The following is a 16,767-nucleotide window of genomic DNA, read 5'->3' as shown; positions in this document are numbered from 1 at the left end:
CGGGCCCGCGGTCGGCCGCCTCACGGCGCCCCGGCGGCAGCCCCGCGGCCGGGGTAGGGGCGCGCTTGCTTGATGTAGAGCGTCGGCGGCTCGTTCGGGCTCGCGTCGTCGTCGAACTTGAACTCCACGTCCATCGCGTACCAGCCGGTGTTGCCCGCCGCGGGGCCGTACGCGGGGGAGAACCGGGTGTGGATGGCGTCGAGCGCCGCGCCGAGCGCGTGGACCTGCGCCGCCGAGAGGACCGTCTCGCCCTCGGGCACGAGGCTCGAGTGCGTCAGGTAGGTGACCGGCTGGTTCGGCTGGCTGAAGAAGTAGAGGAACTCGTCGTTCGTCACGCCCGCCGGCGGGGCCACGACCTCCACGTCGCCGCCCGCCTGGACGTTGACGTAGAACGCGGGCTGGACGCCGGCCGTGTCGAACGGGTTGTTGGTGATGGCCACGCCGTTTGCCTCCTCGTCGGGGAAATTGTGGTGCACGAGCAGGGCCATCCCGATCGACCGGTGATCGATGCCGTAATAGGTGCGCTCATCGAAGGTGCGGAGCTTCCAGGCGCTCGCGTACGTCTTGCGGATGGCGTCGAGGACGTCCTCCCAGTCGGTCGGATCGCCGGTGTTCGAGTCGTAGCAGCCGGCGCACGGGAACCCGTCGAGATCTTCGCTGTTCGTGCTGGTGCGGAACCGCATCTTGTGCCCGGGGTACTCCGCCTCGATCTTCGCCTTGAGGAGCGCCTGGAAGTCGGCGTCGACCGGCGCCGCCTTCATGGCGTCGCGGAGCGCCTTCAGCTGCTCGTCGCGGACCGCCGGGTCGGTGTTGAACTTCGGGTCGTCGAGCATCGCCTCGATCTGCTCGTAGAAGCCGTTCTGCTTCATGAACTGGTCGTAGTAGTAGACCGGGATCGCGAACGCCTTCTGGATCGGGAGGTCGGGGATCCTCGACAGGATGGAGTAGTGGGCCGCCTTGCCGCCGAAGGCGAGGACGGCCTTCTTGATCGCGTCCCGGAGCGGCTCGCCTTCCGGCGGATCGGGGGTCACCTCCCCGATGTCGCGCAGATCGGTGACCGTCAGGTCGAGCTCGGGGAGCGTGACGGGCTCGGGCTTGTGCGCCTCCCAGAACGCCTCGGCCTCGGCCTCGGTGACCTCGCGGACGCTCCAGGACGACGGCCCCGCGGTGAGCTCGACCAGCTTGTCCTTGAGCGCGAGCAGATCCGGGTGGCTCATCGCGTTGCGCAGCCCCATGTTGGGCGTGCGCCGGTTCTGGGAGAGCACATTGACGTGCGACAGCGGCGTCTGGAACTCCTCGGTGATGATCCCCTGGACGACCGAGATGTCGTTGGGCGCCTCGTCGAGCACCACGATGTCCTGATGGGACAGGTACTCGTCGTCGAGATCCGCCGCCTTCGCGAAGTGGAGGCGCCCCATGGCCGTGCCGAGCGAGAGCGGCTGGTAGTCGATCCCGGCGTAGAGATCGCCGGTGCTGACCACGGGGATGTCGGCGGGCAGCTTCTCCGCCTCGGCCGCGACGGCCTCCGACGTGGGGTGGAAGGCGAGCTTCGCGCCGAAGAAGGAGGCCCCCTGCACCGCCCGGAACAGGGCGGTGATCATGTCCGCGGACGCGGTGTCGTAGGGCGACAGCTCGAGCGCCCACGTGCCGGGACCCTCGTAATGCGTCACCGCGCCGAGGACGAAGCGGCGATCCGGCGTGAAGTACTCGGTCGCGTTGAACTCGGCGAGGGGAGGGACATAGGGCAGCCCCTCGCCCGAGAGGTGCGAAGATACGAAGTCGTAATGGATCTGGTAGAGAACGCTGTTCTGGAAATACAGCGCGTTCTGATCGGCCTGATCCAGGACGACCTTGACCGACCGCGCGCCGGGCAAGCTCGCGTCGACGGGCGCCGACGCGAGCGCCTCGAAGTCCTCGGCGCACCCGACGCGCTTGAGGAACTCCGTCGATCCGTCGTCGCCCTTGCGCTCGCAGACCTCCGGGGCCGCGCCGACGTCGTCCGGCGCGCCGCCGTCGCCACACGCGCCCGGCAGCACCGCGGAGAGCAGGGCGAGCGCGACGATCGACGTGATGCGATTGCCTTGGTACATGAAATCCTCCTGAGACAAGTAAGCTGATCGAGGGGCGGCGCGCGCCGGCACGCCTGCGTCAGGGCGTCAGCGCGAAGCAGTAGATCCCGCCGTAGCCGCCGCCCGAGCCGACGGTCGCCTCGTTGGGCAGCGGCCCCCCGGTCTCCAGGAGGTTGATGCCAGGCGCACACCCCGACTCGTCGAGGGACGACATCCAGTTGGCCATGTTGATGTTCCCGCCGGGGCCGCCCGCGCCGCTGGAGCCGCTGGGGAAGCCCGCGCCGCTGGAGCCGCCGCCGGGGAAGCCTCCGCCGAAGTTCCTCGGCCACGAGTGCCCGACGCGCGGCCTCCCCTCCGCCTCCTTGTCGCCCGCCTTGGCCGTCCAGTCCTTGCACGTGGCCGTCGCGCTGTAGAGCCTGCCCTGGTCGTTGGTCCCCGTCAGGATGTCGTGGTTGTCGACCTCGGGCTGGCTCGGATCGGGCTGGTGGTTGGGGACGCCGTCCTCGTTCGGCAGATCATCGATGATCGCCTCGTCGGCCGCGATGGGGCGATCGTTGAGCAGCTCCTCCTTGTTGTTGGCGACCAGCCGGCCGAGCCGGTCGTACCAGGGCCCCTCGCCGATCCGGTCGATCGCGTCGACCTGCTTGCCGTCCTCTCCCGCGACGGCGCTCAGGAACGCGCGCCACTGCTTGCTCCCCGCGCCCGGGAGGCTCTTCTCGGCGATCGTCGCGCAGATCTTGTCCGCGCCGCGGAGGCCGGCGCCCGGGCCCGTCTCCCCGAAGCGGAGATCGCCCCCGAAGCCGTCCTCCGAGCCCGACAGCTCCTGCATGGCGACGAGGCTGGTCACGAAGAAGCTGAATTTCTCGGTCGTCCCGCCGCCGGTGCCGGTCGTGGCGCCGCCGGTGGTCGCGCCGCCGGTCGTGGCGCCGCCGGTCGTGGCGCCGCCGGTGGTGCCCCCGCCGGTGGTGCCCCCGCCGGTGGTGCCGCCGCCGGTGGTGCCGCCGCCGGAGCTCGACGACGTGCTGGTCGTCCCGTCGTTCGGCGCATCCGCGTCCGAGCCGGAGCAGCCTACGGCGGTGGAGAGCAGCGCGACGGCGAGGGGCAGCAGCAAGGGGCGATAAGGGATGGTCATGGCATCTGTTCCTTTGTCTTGGTTAAGCTGGGCTGTGCGCCGCGCCGGCAGCCGGCGAGGCTCATTTACAGGTGAGATCGGGCTGGCAGGTCTGGCCCTCGGGGCACTGCGAGCTGTCGTTGCACGAGGTGAGCCCCGCGATCTCGACCGACTTTTCGATCTGCGACGAGACGACGAGATCGACCCGGCCGGACGTGATCGTCGTGGAGCCCACGGACCTGCGCGTGACGATGACGGTCGGGAAGCCAGCCACGCCGAGGTCGAGGAGCTGCGTGACGAGCGACCCCGGCACGTCGAGCGAGCCGGTGTCCTCGGTGGAGCACTCGATCATCCCCTTGGTGCCGCCGTGATGGCTGATGTCGAGCTTCACGTAGATCTCCGAGGCGCCGGCCTGTCCCGGCGGCGTCCACGCGAGCTGCACGTCTTGATCGGGATCGAGGCGGATCGTGTCGTTCAGGAGCTCGAGCGGGCTCACGCCCTTCGCCTCCACCACGAAGGCGTCGAAGTACTCGCCGCTGGCCTCGAAGCGGACCGCCTGGCCCTCGTCGGCGGGCGGATAGCGGAGCTTCACGCCGGCGGGAGGCTGGTAGTTGTTCGCCACGGGGGTCATGACGAGGGACGCCTCGCCCGACTCGAGGTTCAGGCCCGTCACCGTCACGGCGCCGGCGCTGTGCGCGGCCGGGTAGGGCTCGCACGTGTCGTCCTCCACGCAGACGGCGCTGCCCCCGCAGGGCTCGTTACAGAACGGGACGCGCGGCGTGAGGAGCCGGCAGCTGCCCTCCTCGGCCGCCATCTCCCAGATGATCTGCGACGGCGTGGGCCCGTCGTAGATCTTCCCGACGACCGACGTGCTGCCGGACGGCGCGTCGCCTGCCGGCGTGTCGGGGAGCGAGCGCACCTGGAAGGCGCCGACGAGGCGCGTGGGGTCGCCGGGCGGCCCGCCGGGCCCGGTGGAGCTGCCGGAGCCACCGGAGCCGCCGGCGCCGCCGGCGCCCGTCGTGTCGCCCGTGCCCGACGTCGAGCAGTGAAGAGAAAGAAGGCTCAGGAGCCCGACGAGGACGCCGGCGCGCCCTCCGACCCCGTGAGGGAATTTTACAATTCTGCGAATTTTTCGCGACATCTCGATGACCTGGTGGAGATGTCGCAGGTTGGGGGGTCAATCTTTTTTGCGGAGGCCGCGCGGGCGCCGGCGCTCACGTGCCGCCGAGCTCGGACAGGCGCGCGCGCAGCCGCGGGGCGTGGACGCTCTGGCCGTGGCGGGAGAGGAAGTCGGCGATGGCCGCGCGCTCGTCGGCCGCCCGCCCGAGCCGGCGCAGGCACTGCACCCGCCCGACCCGGGCCTCGGCCGCGAGGGGGCCGCCGGGGCCGGCGAGGTAGCGCTCGAAGTGGCCGAGCGCCTCGGCCGGCTTGCCCTGGCGGAGCGCGATCTGGCCGAGCGACACGAGCGCCGCCCGCGCCTCGGGGCTGGACGGGTGCTGCGCGAGCAGGGCGCGGTACGCGGCGCTCGCCTCGGCGGTCTTCCCCTCCCCGAGCCGGGCCTGCGCGCGCAGGAGCAGCGCCTCCGGGCCGATCGGGAGCTCCTCCGCGCGCGGCCTGGGCGGCTGCGGGGCGCGATCCCGGGCGCCGCCCGCGCCGGTGGCCGCGGGCTCGCTCGCCGCCGAGCCCGCGCGGGGCGATGGCTCGCTCGGGGGAGCGGCCTCGCCTGGGCCCGGCGAGGGCGCTCCCGGCGGCTCGTTCGGCGCCGCGCCCGCGCCTGGCGAGGGCGCGCCTGCGCCCGGCGATGGCGCGCCTGCGCTCGGCGAGGGCGCGCCTGCGCCGGGCGATGGCGCGCCTGGGCCCGGCGATGGTGCTCCCGGCGCCGCGGTCGCGGGGGCGGGCGGCGCGCCGCTCGGAGCGAGCGCCTCGCTCGTGCCCGGCGCGGGCGGGGGCGCCTGCGCGGGCCCGTCGATCAGCTCCGCCGCGAGCGCGCCCAGGAGGGTCGCCGCGGCGGCCACGCCCGCGAGCGTCCACGCGACCCCCCGCCGCAGCGCCGGCCGCGGCGCCGCGCGCGGCCGCGCCGCGCTCCTCGGCGCGGGCTCGACGTGGGCGCGCGCGAGCACCCGCCCCAGCAGGGCGGCGTCGCTGAGCTCGAGGCCGGCGCCGCGCTCGTCGCCGAGCCTCCCGATCGCAGCCCAGAGCCGCGCCTCGCCGCGGAGCTCGGGGTCCTCCTGCTCGGCGCGGCGGAGGAGCGCCGCGTCCTCCGGGCGGATCGGCTCGCCACGCGCCTCGGCGGCGAAGATGGCGGGCAGGCGGTCCAGATCGATCTCGGGCTTCTGGGTCCCTGTCATGATGCCCTCTTGCGGCCGATGGCGATGTCCTGGCGCACCTGCTTGCGGAGCGCGCCGATCCCGAGGCGCAGCCTGCTCTTCACGGTGTCGGGGCTGACCTCGGTCATTCCGGCGATCTCCTCGATCGAGTAATCGAGCGCATGGTGCAGGAGGATCACGTTGCGCTGCGCCTCCGGCAGCGCGTCGAGGTACGCCCGCGCCTCGCGCGGGAGCGCCTCGAACGGGGGTTGATGCGGCGCCTGGGCGACCTCCTCGTCGATCGCGCTCTCCGGCGCGACCGGCGCGCCGTCCCGGCGCTGCTGCTTGACGTAGCGGAGGATCGTGCGGGCGGCGATGCGCCTGGCCCAGGCCTCGACGGCGGCCTCGCCGCGGTAGGTCGAGGCGCTCTCGAGGATCGCGAGCAGGGCGAGCTGCGCGGCGTCGTCGGCGTCGGCCGAGCTGCGGAGGAACGCCCGCGCGATCCGGCGGACCCGGGGGATGACGTGCGTCATGAGCCAGGCCTGCGCCTCTGGATCGCCCGCGCCGGCGCGGCGCATCCGCTCGAGATCGAGCGGCAGGGGCGCGCTGGGCGACGGTGGGGGAGGGGGGCGGGTCATGGCGCTGGCCGGGCGCGGCTCGGGAAACGGTCCGACGCTCCTGCGAAGAGCTCGTGTGTGCGCAGCGTCCATCGCCCCGACCTGGTGCGGCGCCCGGCCCGACCCGGGTCAATTTTCTTTCCGAGCCGGGTCACGCGGCGCGGGCGGTCATCGCCGGACCGCGCCCTCCGCGGCCGGGGAAGCCGGCAAGGAGAAGCCAACCTCCAGCCCGAGGCCGGCGAGGAACCGCACCGGGTCGGGCTGGAGCGCGAGGGCCGGGTGCACCGAGGCGTCCGGCTGCGTCAGGAGGACGTCCACGCCCAGCATCGCCTTGAGGCGAAGCCACCCGGTGAGCGCGTACCCGAGCTCCGCGACCGGCGCGGCGCTGACGATCACATCGGTCCGGGCCTCGGGCGGGGGCAGCTGCCGCGGCATCATCCGCGGCCACCGCCAGCGGGGAGGGAAGCCCGGCGGCGGCAGCGGCTCGCCCCGCTGCGGCGGCCAGGCCGGCAGCGGCCACGCGGGCGGCGGCGGCCACGACGGGGTGGGCTGCGCGGGAGGCTGAGGGATGCGCTCGACGATGTCGACGCTGGCGCGCGCGCCGAGCTGCAGGTCGAAGCCGCGCGGGAGCCGGAGCCGGAGCTGTCCGGTCGCGCTCACGGGGTGACGCACGAGCTCGAACGAGGACCAGTCGTCGCCGAGCGTGACCGGAGGGACCAGATCGTACCCCAGGCCGAGGACGGCCTGATCGACCGGCGCCCACGAGGCGCGGAGCGCGGCGGCGCTCTGCCAGGGCACCTCGCCGCTGAAGTTCGCGCCGGCGTAGCCGACCTGCACGGCCAGCGTGGGCAGCGGGGGCGCCTCGGGGCGGGCGCCTCGCTCGACCGCGGGCGGCGGCGGGCGCGGCGCCGCGCCTGCGGCCGCCGCGGAGGGCGCCGCGGGCGCAGGGGCGGCGGCGGGCTCGGGGGGAGCCGCCGGCGGGGCCGCGGCCGCGGCGACATCCACCTCGGCCAGGCCGGCGATGCGCCCCTCGCGGAGCTCCTCGGCGACCGCGCCGGCGATGTTGGCGAGCGACTCGAGGGCGGCGGTGGTCTGTCCGGGCGGGACCGGGATGCGGCGGCCGTAGACCTGATCGCCGCCGCGCTCGACCGCGTACAAGGCCAGCTCGTCGTTCGAGCCGGCGTCGATCCAGAGCACGCCCCGCGCGTCCCACGCGTCGGCGAGGGCGCGGGCGTCGGGGAGGAGGGTGTGCAGCGCGCGGGTCGGCGCGCCGCGACGGACGACCTGGAGGCGGACGCCGAGGGGGCGGACATGGGCCGCGACGAGGTCGATGGCGCGCTCTTCGATGGGGCCGGCGCCCGGGAAGGCCGCGAGGACGAGCACCGGCGCGCGGGCGGCGCGGGGCGCCTCGCGGGCAGCGCTGGGCGCTTCGGCGGCGGCCGGGAGGGCGAGGAGCGTGCAGGCCACCGCGCTGGCCGCCGTTCGGGCAGCGCGGAGGGCGAGCGCGAGCGACGCAGCCGGCACGGGCTGCGGAAATTACCATCCTTCCCTCCGGGGCACCATCCCCGGCGGGCCGCCCCGAACCGCGGAGTTCGTGCGATCACCGCGGGGCGGCGGCGCCGGAACAGCGGCGCCGGCGGCCTCAGCGCGCGCCGGCCGACCGCGGGTAGCTCCCGAGCACCTTCACCATCTCGCAGCGGGCGCGCAGCCGCTCGATCGCCTCGGCGACGCGCGGATCGCTCCGGTGGCCCTCCAGGTCGACGAGGAAGACGTAGTCCCAGTGCTTTTGCCGGCTCGGGCGCGACTCGATCCGGGTCAGGTTGATGGCGGCGTCGTCGAAGATGGCGAGCACCCGGCGGAGCGCGCCGGGCTCCTCCTGCACGGAGAAGACGATCGATGTCTTGTCGGCGGCCGTGGGCGGCGCGTCGGCCCGGGCGATGACGATGAAGCGGGTCGCGTTCTCGGGGCGGTCGTGGATGCGCTCGCGCAGGAGCGGCAGCCCGTAGAGCTCGCCCGCGCCGCGGTTGCCGACCACCGCCGCGGCGGGATCGCCGAGGACCTCGTGCGCCGCCGCGGCGACCGAGGCGGTCTGGACGATCTGCGCGCCGGGGAGGTGCTTGGCGAGCCAGAGCCGGCACTGCGAGAGCGCGTGCGAGTGCCCGTGGACGCGGGTGATGCCGCTCAGCCCCTCGGCCTTGCTGAACAGGCAATACGCCACGTCGAGCACGAGCTCCTGCCGGATCTGGAGGTCGCTCTCGATGAGGGCGTCCGCGGTCAGGGTCACCGAGCCGTCCGACGAGCTCTCGATGGGGACGACGCCGCAGGCCGCCTCGCCCGCGCGCACGGCGTCGAAGACGCCCTCGATGGTGCCCGTCTCCCGGTAGCGCGCGGCCAGCCCGAAGAGGTGGCGCGCGGCGACCTCGGCGAAGGCGCCCTCGGTGCCTGGAAAGGCCACCTTCATGGGCTCCTCGAGCGACAGACAGGCGCTCATCACCTCCCGGAAGACGACCCGGATGGCTTCGCGCGGGAAGCGGCCGGCGCCCTTCGTCTGGAGGCGGTCGAGCACGCGCCGCTCGCGCTCCGGATCGTGGAACTGCGTGGCGTTCGCGGCGCGCTTCGCGTGCGCGACCTCGACGGCCACCTCGGCCCGCTCGGCGAGGAGCTCGAGGATCCGATCGTCGATGCTGTCGATGCGCACGCGGAGCTCGCCCAGGGTCGTCATGTACAATTCACCTCGGATGGGACCGGCGGCCATCAAAGCGCAGGGGACGCCGCCGCGCAAGGCTCGCCTCGGCGCGGGGAACGCGCGCGACGGAACGCGCGGCGGGGCGCGGCGGGGCGCGGCGGGGCGCGGCGGGGCGCGGCGGGACGCGCGACGGAACGCGCGACGGAACGCGCGACGAGGCGCGCGTCAGGGGCGAAGCGCGTCCGTGCGAGCTCGACGCGTCGAGCCGAGATGGCGCGTTTCCGGACAATGCGAATGGAGCGCCATGAACCAAGAGATCGGCAGGCTCGGCTTCGTGTTCAAATACAGGATTCGGCTGCGCTCCTACCACGATCAGCGCTGCTTCCTCCGCGCGAAGGCGTGGGCCATGGCCGAGGCGGCCGCCCAGGCGAGGTTCTACTGCGAGTTCCTCACGTTCCCCGGCTGGAAGTCGCCTGAGGGCATGCGGGACTTCGAGCGTGTCTGGGGGCGGTTCCCCCTGACGGACGACAGCGCCCTCTGCGTGCAAATCAACGCGTCTCCGATCGACGATGGAATCGGGGACTCCGTGTTCCAGCTGCTCCCGGAGCCCCTCTGGCAGCAGCTTCGCGCAGATTTCATTGGCGTCGTGCGCCTCGAAGACCTCCCCGCGAGCGACTTGCCTCGCTCGCTTCGGAGCGCCCTGGATACGCCGCTCGCGCGGCTGCTCGAGGGCTTCGTCCTCGATCGCGACCTCGAGCGCTGCGCGCTGATCTACGGCGATGTCGATGATGAGACGGACGCGCTCACCTGTGATCCGAGCCGGATGGTGGCCACGTTCATGCTTCACATGGCGCTGCTCGGCGACGAGCCGTTGCTGGCCCTGTCGGCGCGTCGAGGCGGGTAGGGCTCCCGCCCCGGTGTCCGTCTCGTCCCCGTGTCCCCGGCGGCTCGATCCGCGCGCCGCGCCGGGGCTCGTCGCGGCGCGCTCGCGGTGATGGTCCGCACGCTCTACCCTGGCGCTGCCGCCATGGATCTCTACCCCGCGCTCCTCAAGATCGTGCGGATCCTCCTCTCGGAGGACGACGACGTCCGGACCCCCGAGCTCCTGCTCGGCCTCGTGATCGAGGCGACGGGCGCCGACCGCGGCTTCATCGTCGTCCGCGAGGGGGGGTCCTACGAGCAGAGATTCGCGGTCCGCTTCGATCGGGCGACGATCACCGACGAGGAGCGCAGGTTCAGCCGCGGCCTCGTGCGGCAGGCCATCGAGACGCGGCAGATCGTCCGCCTGTCCCGCGAGGCCGACGCGCCGCGCTTCGCGCTCATCGAGAGCCTCGAGGCGTCGGGCGCGTCCTCCGTGCTCGTGGTGCCCCTCGCCCACGGCGGCGAGGTCTACGGCACCGTCTACGTGGAGTACGGGACCCGCGGCGCCGGGGACGAGGCGCTCCGCTTCGTCGCCGAGTTCGCCGACCTCGCGGGGCTCTTCCTGAAGCGGGCGATCGAGCGCGAGGCGCTCCGCCGCCGCACCCAGAGCCTCGAGCGCGATCTCTTCGCCCGCCACGACTTCCAGGGCATCGTCGCGCAGGACCCGAGGATGATCGCGCTCCTCAAGACGGTCGCGCAGGTCGCCGACGCGGACGCGACCGTGCTGATCCGCGGGGAGACCGGCACCGGCAAGGAGCTCGTCGCCCGCGCGCTCCACGTGAACAGCCGCCGCCGCGGCAAGCCCTGCGTCACGCTGCACACCTCGGCCCTGCCTGGGACCGTCCTCGAGTCGGAGCTCTTCGGCCACGTCAGGGGCGCGTTCACCGGGGCCGACCGCGATCGCGTGGGGAGGATCGCGTCGGCCCAGGGGGGGACGCTCTTCCTCGACGAGGTCGCGGAGATCGCGCCCGACGTGCAGGCGAAGCTCCTCCGCTTCCTCCAGTTCGGGGAGATCCAGCGCGTCGGATCCGACCGGACCGAGCGGGTCGACGTCCGCGTGATCGCGGCGACCCACCAGGATCTGCCGGCGCTCGTCGAGGCCGGGAAGTTCCGGCGCGACCTGTACTTCCGCCTCAAGGTGATCGAGGTCGAGATCCCGCCCCTGCGCGCGCGGGCGGGCGACATCCCGCTGCTCGTCGATCACTTCCTCCGCGCCTCCTGGAAGCGCCCCGGCGAGCTGCCCCGGTGGACGTCGCGGGCCGAGCGGGCGCTCCGCGAGCACGCGTACCCGGGCAACGTGCGCGAGCTCGCGCACGCGGTGGAGCGCGCGTGCATCCTGGCGACGGGGCCGGTGCTCGACGTGGATCTGCTCCCGCCCGATCTGACGGCGGCCGCGGCCGCCGGGGCCGCGACCGCCGGGGCCGCGGCCGCGGGGGCCGGGGCCGCGGCCCCCGCGGCCGCCGGATCCGCGCCGGCGCCGCGCTTCTCGAAGCTCTCGGCCGACGAACTCGAGGCGGCGCGCGAGGCGGGCGCCGCCGAGGCCGAGCGAGCGTTCCTCGCGGCGCTGCTGGATCGGCACGGCGGGAACGTGTCGCAGGCGGCGCGCGCGTCGGGGCTCAACCGCACCTACCTGCAGAAGCTCCTCGCGCGGCACCGGGCGGACGGCGGCGGGTAGCCGCGGCGAGCGCCGCCCCTCGGGCCCGCTCCTCAGCGCGCGCTGCCGTGCGCCGCGAGCCACGCCTTCGCCTCGGCGAGCGCGAGCTTCGCGTACTCCCCCTCCTCGGCCGCGTAGGCGTCGCGCGCCTGGATCGCGAGGGCGATCGCGCGCCTCCGATCGCGCCCGGCGCCCCAGAGCGCCCGGGCCGCGTGGAGGCGCGTGTCCGCGAGCTCCAGGGGCGGGACGCCCTTGTCCTTCGCCGCGTAGATGGCGAGCGCCCGCTCGGCGCGCGGGAGCGCCTCGGCCGGCTTGCCCATCTCGTTGTAGGCGGAGGCGATCCCGGTGAGCGTGGACGCGACCCCGATCGAGCCCGGGCCCACGGTCTTTTCCTGGATGGCCAGGGCGCGATCGAGGTGCGGCAGCGCCTCGGCGAAGCTCTTCTGTGCGACGAGCACGCTCGCCAGATTGGCGAGCGTGGAGGGCAGGCTCGAGTGATCGGGGCCGAGCGCCCGCTCGCTGATCGCGAGCGCCCGCGCGTAGTGGGGCGCCGCCTCGGCGACCTTCCCCTGCATGTGGAGGACGGCCCCCAGGTTGTTGTGGGAGGTCGCCGCGTCGGGGTGATCGGGGCCGAGCGCCCGCTCACGGATGGCGAGCGCCCGCTCGTGGGCGCGCTGGGCTCGCTCGGTCTCCCCGAGCCGGACGAGCGCGTTGCCGAGGTTGCTGATGGAGGCCGCGAGGAACGGGTGATCGGGGCCGAGCGCCTTCTCCTGGATGGCGATGGCGCGCTCGATGAACGGCAGCGCCTCCCGGTTGCGGCTCTGGGCGGTGAAGACGCGGCCCAGGCTGTTGAAGGTGAGCGCGACGGTCGGGTGATCGGGGCCCAGGATCCGCTCCTGGAGGGATCGCGCGCGCTGGAAGGCTCTCTCGGCGTCGTCGAACCGCTCGAGGCGGACGAGGACGTTGCCCAGGCGGCTCTCGGCGATCGCGACGTCGGGGTGGTCCGGGCCGAGGGCCTCCTTCAAGCCGGCGAGGGCGCGCTCGGCGAGCGCCGCGGCCTCGCCGTGCTTGCCCTGCTCGTTGAGGACGAGGGCCAGCGTGCCCGAGAGCCGCGCGCGCGCCGCGGGATCGCTGTTGCGCTCGGCCGCCCCCTCGGCGGCGAGCCGCAGCGCGAGCGCGCCTTCGTGCCGGGCCTCCTGGTAGCCGATCACGTAGAGCAGCTGGGTAAAGGCCTCGGCCGCGACGGCGTCGTCCCGGGCCCGGGAGGCGGCGCGCGCGGCCTCGCCGAGCGTCGCCTCCGCGGCCTTCGTGTCGTGCGCGTCCCGCTGCGCTCGCCCGAGCGCGAGGAGCGCCTCGGCCTCGATCGGGGCGTAGCCCACGGTCCGCGCCTCGTCGGCGATCGGCCGCGCGAGCGCGAGCGCCTCGCCGATCTTGCCCGCCTCGACGAGGGCCCGCACCTCGGCGACGCGGCCGCGCAGCGCGCCGACGCGCGCGCGCGCCGCGGCGTCCTCGGGCGGCGGGATCGCCGCGGTGAGCGCGCCGGCGTCCGCGCAGCCCGCGAGGCCCGGGAGCGCGAGCGACGCCTGCACCGATCGATCGAGCACCTCGGCGTCCGGCCCGCGCGCGAAGAGCGCCGTGAGCGCCGTCATCTCCTGGCGGCGCCGCTCGAGGCACGCGGTCCGCAGATCGAGGAGCCGCTCCGACTGCTCGCCCCGCACGCGCGTCGCCGCGCAGGAGTCCGCGTACATCGCGACCCAGGCGCGCGCGCGCGCGTCGAGCGCGCCCTCCACGCGGCGGTACGTGTCCTCCGCGTGCGGCCGCCCGGTGCCGGCGAACGCCGCGCGCACCTTGGCCTTCGTCGCCTCGTCCCAGACCCCCGCGAGCCTCGCCTCCCCGCCCTCGCAGATGCCGCCGGGGCGCTGCTGCCAGAGCCCGACCGCCGCGAGGCCCGCGAGCGCGACCCCGAGCGCCGCGGCGAGCCCCCGCCGCCGCGCCGCCGCCGGATCGCGCCTGAGCGCGGCGAGCAGCGCGTCCATGTCGGGGTAGCGCGCGTCGCGGTCGACCGAGAGCCCGCGCCCGAGGCACCGCCGGATCCACGCCGGGATCGCCCCGCGCGGCGGCTCGCGCGGGCGACCGGCCGCGACGTTCGCGCGGAGCTCGCCGTAGGTCTCGCCGCCGAACGGCCGCTCGCCCGCGAGCGCCTCCCACAGCGAGACGCAGAACGCGAACTGATCGGCCCGCGCGTCCGCGGGCTGCCCGAGGTGCTGCTCCGGCGCCATGTACGCCGGCGTCCCCAGGATCGATCCCGCGCGCGTGAGGGCGTCCGCGGGGCTCGGCGCGGTGGGCGCGGCGGCGGGGCTCGCGTCGGCGGTGGTCTCCGCGGGGCTCGGCGTGGCGGCGGGGCTCGGCGCGGTGGTCGCGGCCGCGTCCTCGCGCCCGGCGAGCCCCACGAGCCCGAAATCGGTCACGCGCACACGGCCGTCTTCGCCGACGAGCACGTTGTCGGGCTTGAAATCGCGGTGGACGAGCCCCGCGCGGTGCGCCTCCGCGAGCCCCTCGCCCGCCTGGAGGAAGGCGGCCACGAGCTCAGCGGTCGGGCGCCGCGCCTCCGCGCAGAACGCGCGCAGCGTCCGGCCCTGCACGTGCTCCATCACCACGAGCACCTGCGCGCCCTCGATGAGGACCTCGTGCACCGTGACCACGTTCGGGTGCTTGATCCTCGCCATGGCCTGCGCCTCGCGCACGAGCCGGGCGCGCGCCTGCGCGTTCCCCGAGCGCCCGAGCGCCTCGGGCCCCAGCACCTTGATCGCGACGTCGCGGCCGAGCACCGGATCGCGCGCCCGCACCACCACGCCCATCGCGCCCCGGCCGAGGAGGTCGATCACCTCGAACCGGCCGAGCCTCGCGCCCGGGCGCAGATCGGGCGCCGCCTCGGCGCCGGGGAGCGCCGCCTCGGCGGGGGCCGTCCGGCCCAGCGGCAGGACCGTGCTCGCGAACGGATCGGGCGGTGAGCCCGGGGCCGCGCCCCCGCCGCTCGACGAGAGATCCACGGTGCTCTCGGCGCGCCTGTCCGGCTCCTCCGAGAGCGGCGCCCCGCAGCGGGCGCAGCGCGGGTTGAACGGGGAGTTCTCCGCGCCGCAGCGCCGGCAAACGACCGCGCTTTCCCCCGACATCACGGGGCGCTTCTACCACGGCCGCGCGCCGGCCGGCGTGGCAGCCGACGGTCCCGCCGCGGCGAGCGCCCGACGAGCGCTCCAGCGTGGATGAACCGCAGGGATTCGTCGCGCTGGCGCTCCGGCCCGGACGCGATGCCTCACCTGCCCTGTCTCCGTGGAGGAGACACCTGGTCCTCGGGGGAGACAGCTCGCTCCAGGCGACGGGCGCGCAAGAGGCCGGAAATCACGCTTCTCCCGCTCACGCGCGTTCCTCCGACCCGGCACGTGCGTTGCTGAACGCGTCGCCGAAGCCGAAGAGACCGGCTGAACGCCCGCCAACGACCGAGGAGCCGAGCGCGCGCGCCAGGGCCAAAGACGCGCGTCCTTTTCGGGCGTCACGACATCGGGCGAGGTGAAGGAGGGTAGCGGAATGAGGATTGAGCCGATGACGCAAACGCACGTTCGCCGACGGCGCTGGCTGTGTCCGTTGCTGGCGCTGCCGATGGCCGCCTGCGCGGCCGACCCCGGCGCGGCGGGCGACGTCGAGGAGACGACCCCGATCGAGGCGACGGCCCAGGTCGCGTTGCCGATCGTCGACCCCACGCCGGCGGGGCCCAGCGATCTGCTCGCGATGGTGAAGGTGTCGACCTCGCAGGGGAGCTGCTCGGGCATGGTCATCGCCGCGGACACGGTCCTCACCGCCGCGCATTGCTTCTGCGAGGAGGGCTACGTCGGCGGCAACGGCTGCTCCTCGGCCGCGACGGTGACCTTTCGCCCCGACCCGGCGGCGCCGGGCGCGCGCCCGCGCGTGCTGAGCGGGTTGGCCGAGATCCACCCGGACTACAACCCCTCCTGGACCGAGAGGCACATCGAGCACGACGTCGCGATCATCAAGCTGAACGGCGTCGCGCCGGCGCACGTGAAGCCCTTCATCGTGGCCAGCGATTACCCCGCCGAGGGCTCCAGGGTCACGATCGCCGGCTTCGGGCACTCGGGCGCCGACTGCAGCGGGCCCTTCGGCACGCTGAACTTCGACGCCGCCGTGGTCGGCGGGTACGAGGACGGCCACGACATCTTGCGCTTCAATGACCAGGTCTTTTGCAGCGGCGACTCGGGCGGGGCCGTCTTGAACGTCGAGGCGAGCCGGCTTTACGCCGTCCACTCGATGCACACGTGGACGGTGAGCCACGGCTGGGTCAGCAAGGGGGTCACGACGGGCTCCGAGTTCGACTGGATCAAATCATCCATGTGCCCGTCGTCGCGCTGGAACCAGTGCGGCGGCGACGGCGACACGTGCTCCTGCTCGGCCAGCACCAGCCTGCTCTGGCGGCACACCAATGGCCAGGTCGCCATCTGGTTCATGGACGGCGGCGACATCGTCGGCGAGGCCTACCCCGGCGGCCAGGACCCGAGCCTCTCCTGGCAGATCCAGGGCTCCGGGGACTTCGACGGCGACGGCCAGAGCGACCTGCTCTGGCGGCACACGAGCGGCCAGGTCGCCCTCTGGTTCATGCGCGACGGGGCCGTCGTCGGGGAGGGCTATCCCGGCGGCCAGGACCCGAGCCTCTACTGGAAGGTGCAGGGCGTCGGCGACTTCGACGGCGACGGGCGCTCCGACATCCTGTGGCGCGACGCGACCGGCCAGCTCGCCATCTGGTTCACCGGCGACGCCGCCCAGGCCGCCTATCCCGGCTATAGCAACCAACCCGCGCCGGTCCACACCTCGTGGCAGGTGCAGGGCGTCGGCGACTTCGACGGCGATGGGCGCTCGGACATCCTGTGGCGCAACACGAACGGCCAGGTCGCCATCTGGTTCATGTCGGGCGCGATCCGGGTGGGGGAGGCGACCCCCGGCGGCCAGGACCCGAGCCTCTACTGGAAGGTGCAGGCCATCGGCGACTTCGACGGCAATCTGCGCTCGGACATCCTGTGGCGCGACGCGACCGGCCAGCTCGCCATCTGGTTCGGCGGCGAGCAGGGCTTCGACGCGCCCTCGTACAACAACGCGCACGGGCCGGGCGATCTCGCCTGGCAGGTGCAGGGCGTCGGCGACTTCGATCACGATCGCCGCGACGACATCGTCTTTCGGCACACGAACGGCCAGGTCGCCATCTGGCTGATGCACGGCGCTCACTTCGTCGGCGACCTGTACCCGCGCCAGGTCGAGAGCAGCTGGGCGATCAAGGGCCTGCTCCACGACGCCGGGCTCTGAGCTGCCGAGCAGGGGCCCCCGCCTCCGGGGCCCCGC

At 74.2% G+C, this 16,767-nt stretch carries 11 protein-coding genes; 3 read left to right on the top strand and 8 right to left on the bottom strand.

Going from position 1 to position 16,767, the window contains the following annotated elements:
• Positions 1-20: 20 nt before the first annotated feature.
• The 7 genes from WME83_RS44970 to pheA form a co-directional block, all read right to left on the bottom strand.
• Positions 21-2,090, bottom strand: coding sequence for a PEP/pyruvate-binding domain-containing protein (locus WME83_RS44970; RefSeq protein ID WP_437315870.1), 2,070 nt, complete (start codon positions 2,088-2,090; stop codon positions 21-23).
• A gap of 58 nt (positions 2,091-2,148) precedes the next feature.
• The gene (locus WME83_RS44965) at positions 2,149-3,201 is read right to left on the bottom strand and encodes a hypothetical protein (protein WP_437315869.1); all 1,053 of its coding nucleotides are present in this window, start codon (positions 3,199-3,201) and stop codon (positions 2,149-2,151) included.
• A 61-nt stretch (positions 3,202-3,262) separates the two neighbouring features.
• Complete coding sequence (locus tag WME83_RS44960; RefSeq protein ID WP_437315868.1) at positions 3,263-4,321, bottom strand: hypothetical protein; 1,059 nt, start codon at positions 4,319-4,321, stop codon at positions 3,263-3,265.
• Between the two features lie 73 nt (positions 4,322-4,394).
• Complete coding sequence (locus WME83_RS44955) at positions 4,395-5,528, bottom strand: tetratricopeptide repeat protein (RefSeq protein ID WP_437315867.1); 1,134 nt, start codon at positions 5,526-5,528, stop codon at positions 4,395-4,397.
• Complete coding sequence (locus WME83_RS44950; RefSeq protein WP_437315866.1) at positions 5,525-6,124, bottom strand: RNA polymerase sigma factor; 600 nt, start codon at positions 6,122-6,124, stop codon at positions 5,525-5,527. Before WME83_RS44950 ends, WME83_RS44955 begins: the two co-directional genes overlap by 4 nt.
• A 147-nt stretch (positions 6,125-6,271) precedes the next feature.
• Complete coding sequence (locus WME83_RS44945) at positions 6,272-7,570, bottom strand: hypothetical protein (RefSeq protein WP_437315865.1); 1,299 nt, start codon at positions 7,568-7,570, stop codon at positions 6,272-6,274.
• Between the two features lie 175 nt (positions 7,571-7,745).
• Positions 7,746-8,825 (bottom strand): prephenate dehydratase, encoded by a 1,080-nt coding sequence (gene pheA, locus WME83_RS44940; RefSeq protein WP_437315864.1) that lies wholly within the window; start codon positions 8,823-8,825, stop codon positions 7,746-7,748.
• A gap of 268 nt (positions 8,826-9,093) precedes the next feature.
• Between pheA and WME83_RS44935 the strand changes: the two genes are divergently transcribed.
• Complete coding sequence (locus tag WME83_RS44935) at positions 9,094-9,693, top strand: hypothetical protein (RefSeq protein WP_437315863.1); 600 nt, start codon at positions 9,094-9,096, stop codon at positions 9,691-9,693.
• Positions 9,694-9,816: 123 nt separating this feature from the next.
• On the top strand, positions 9,817-11,385 hold the full coding sequence (locus WME83_RS44930; protein ID WP_437315862.1) for a sigma 54-interacting transcriptional regulator: 1,569 nt from the start codon (positions 9,817-9,819) through the stop codon (positions 11,383-11,385).
• Positions 11,386-11,417: 32 nt separating this feature from the next.
• On the opposite strand, the gene WME83_RS44925 is transcribed toward WME83_RS44930, so the two are convergent.
• Entirely contained in the window at positions 11,418-14,537 is a 3,120-nt protein-coding gene (locus tag WME83_RS44925) for a tetratricopeptide repeat protein (RefSeq protein ID WP_437322114.1), read from the bottom strand.
• A gap of 427 nt (positions 14,538-14,964) precedes the next feature.
• Between WME83_RS44925 and WME83_RS44920 the strand changes: the two genes are divergently transcribed.
• Entirely contained in the window at positions 14,965-16,731 is a 1,767-nt protein-coding gene (locus WME83_RS44920; RefSeq protein WP_437315861.1) for a trypsin-like serine protease, read from the top strand.
• The last annotated feature ends 36 nt before the right edge of the window (positions 16,732-16,767 follow it).

The organism is Sorangium sp. So ce385 (assembly GCF_051474135.1).
Classification (GTDB): Bacteria; Myxococcota_A; Polyangia; order Polyangiales; family Polyangiaceae; genus Sorangium; species Sorangium cellulosum_D.
This window is presented reverse-complemented; position numbering and strand designations above follow the sequence as displayed.

Bases quoted from the DNA above. Each gene is read 5' to 3' on its own strand.
- pheA (WP_437315864.1), bottom strand. From the start codon at position 8,825: ATGACGACCCTGGGCGAGCTCCGCGTGCGCATCGACAGCATCGACGAT.
- WME83_RS44950 (WP_437315866.1), bottom strand. From the start codon at position 6,124: ATGACCCGCCCCCCTCCCCCACCGTCGCCCAGCGCGCCCCTGCCGCTC.
- WME83_RS44970 (WP_437315870.1), bottom strand. From the start codon at position 2,090: ATGTACCAAGGCAATCGCATCACGTCGATCGTCGCGCTCGCCCTGCTC.
- WME83_RS44930 (WP_437315862.1), top strand. From the start codon at position 9,817: ATGGATCTCTACCCCGCGCTCCTCAAGATCGTGCGGATCCTCCTCTCG.
- WME83_RS44960 (WP_437315868.1), bottom strand. From the start codon at position 4,321: ATGTCGCGAAAAATTCGCAGAATTGTAAAATTCCCTCACGGGGTCGGA.
- WME83_RS44925 (WP_437322114.1), bottom strand. From the start codon at position 14,537: ATGTCGGGGGAAAGCGCGGTCGTTTGCCGGCGCTGCGGCGCGGAGAAC.
- WME83_RS44935 (WP_437315863.1), top strand. From the start codon at position 9,094: ATGAACCAAGAGATCGGCAGGCTCGGCTTCGTGTTCAAATACAGGATT.
- WME83_RS44955 (WP_437315867.1), bottom strand. From the start codon at position 5,528: ATGACAGGGACCCAGAAGCCCGAGATCGATCTGGACCGCCTGCCCGCC.
- WME83_RS44965 (WP_437315869.1), bottom strand. From the start codon at position 3,201: ATGACCATCCCTTATCGCCCCTTGCTGCTGCCCCTCGCCGTCGCGCTG.
- WME83_RS44920 (WP_437315861.1), top strand. From the start codon at position 14,965: ATGACGCAAACGCACGTTCGCCGACGGCGCTGGCTGTGTCCGTTGCTG.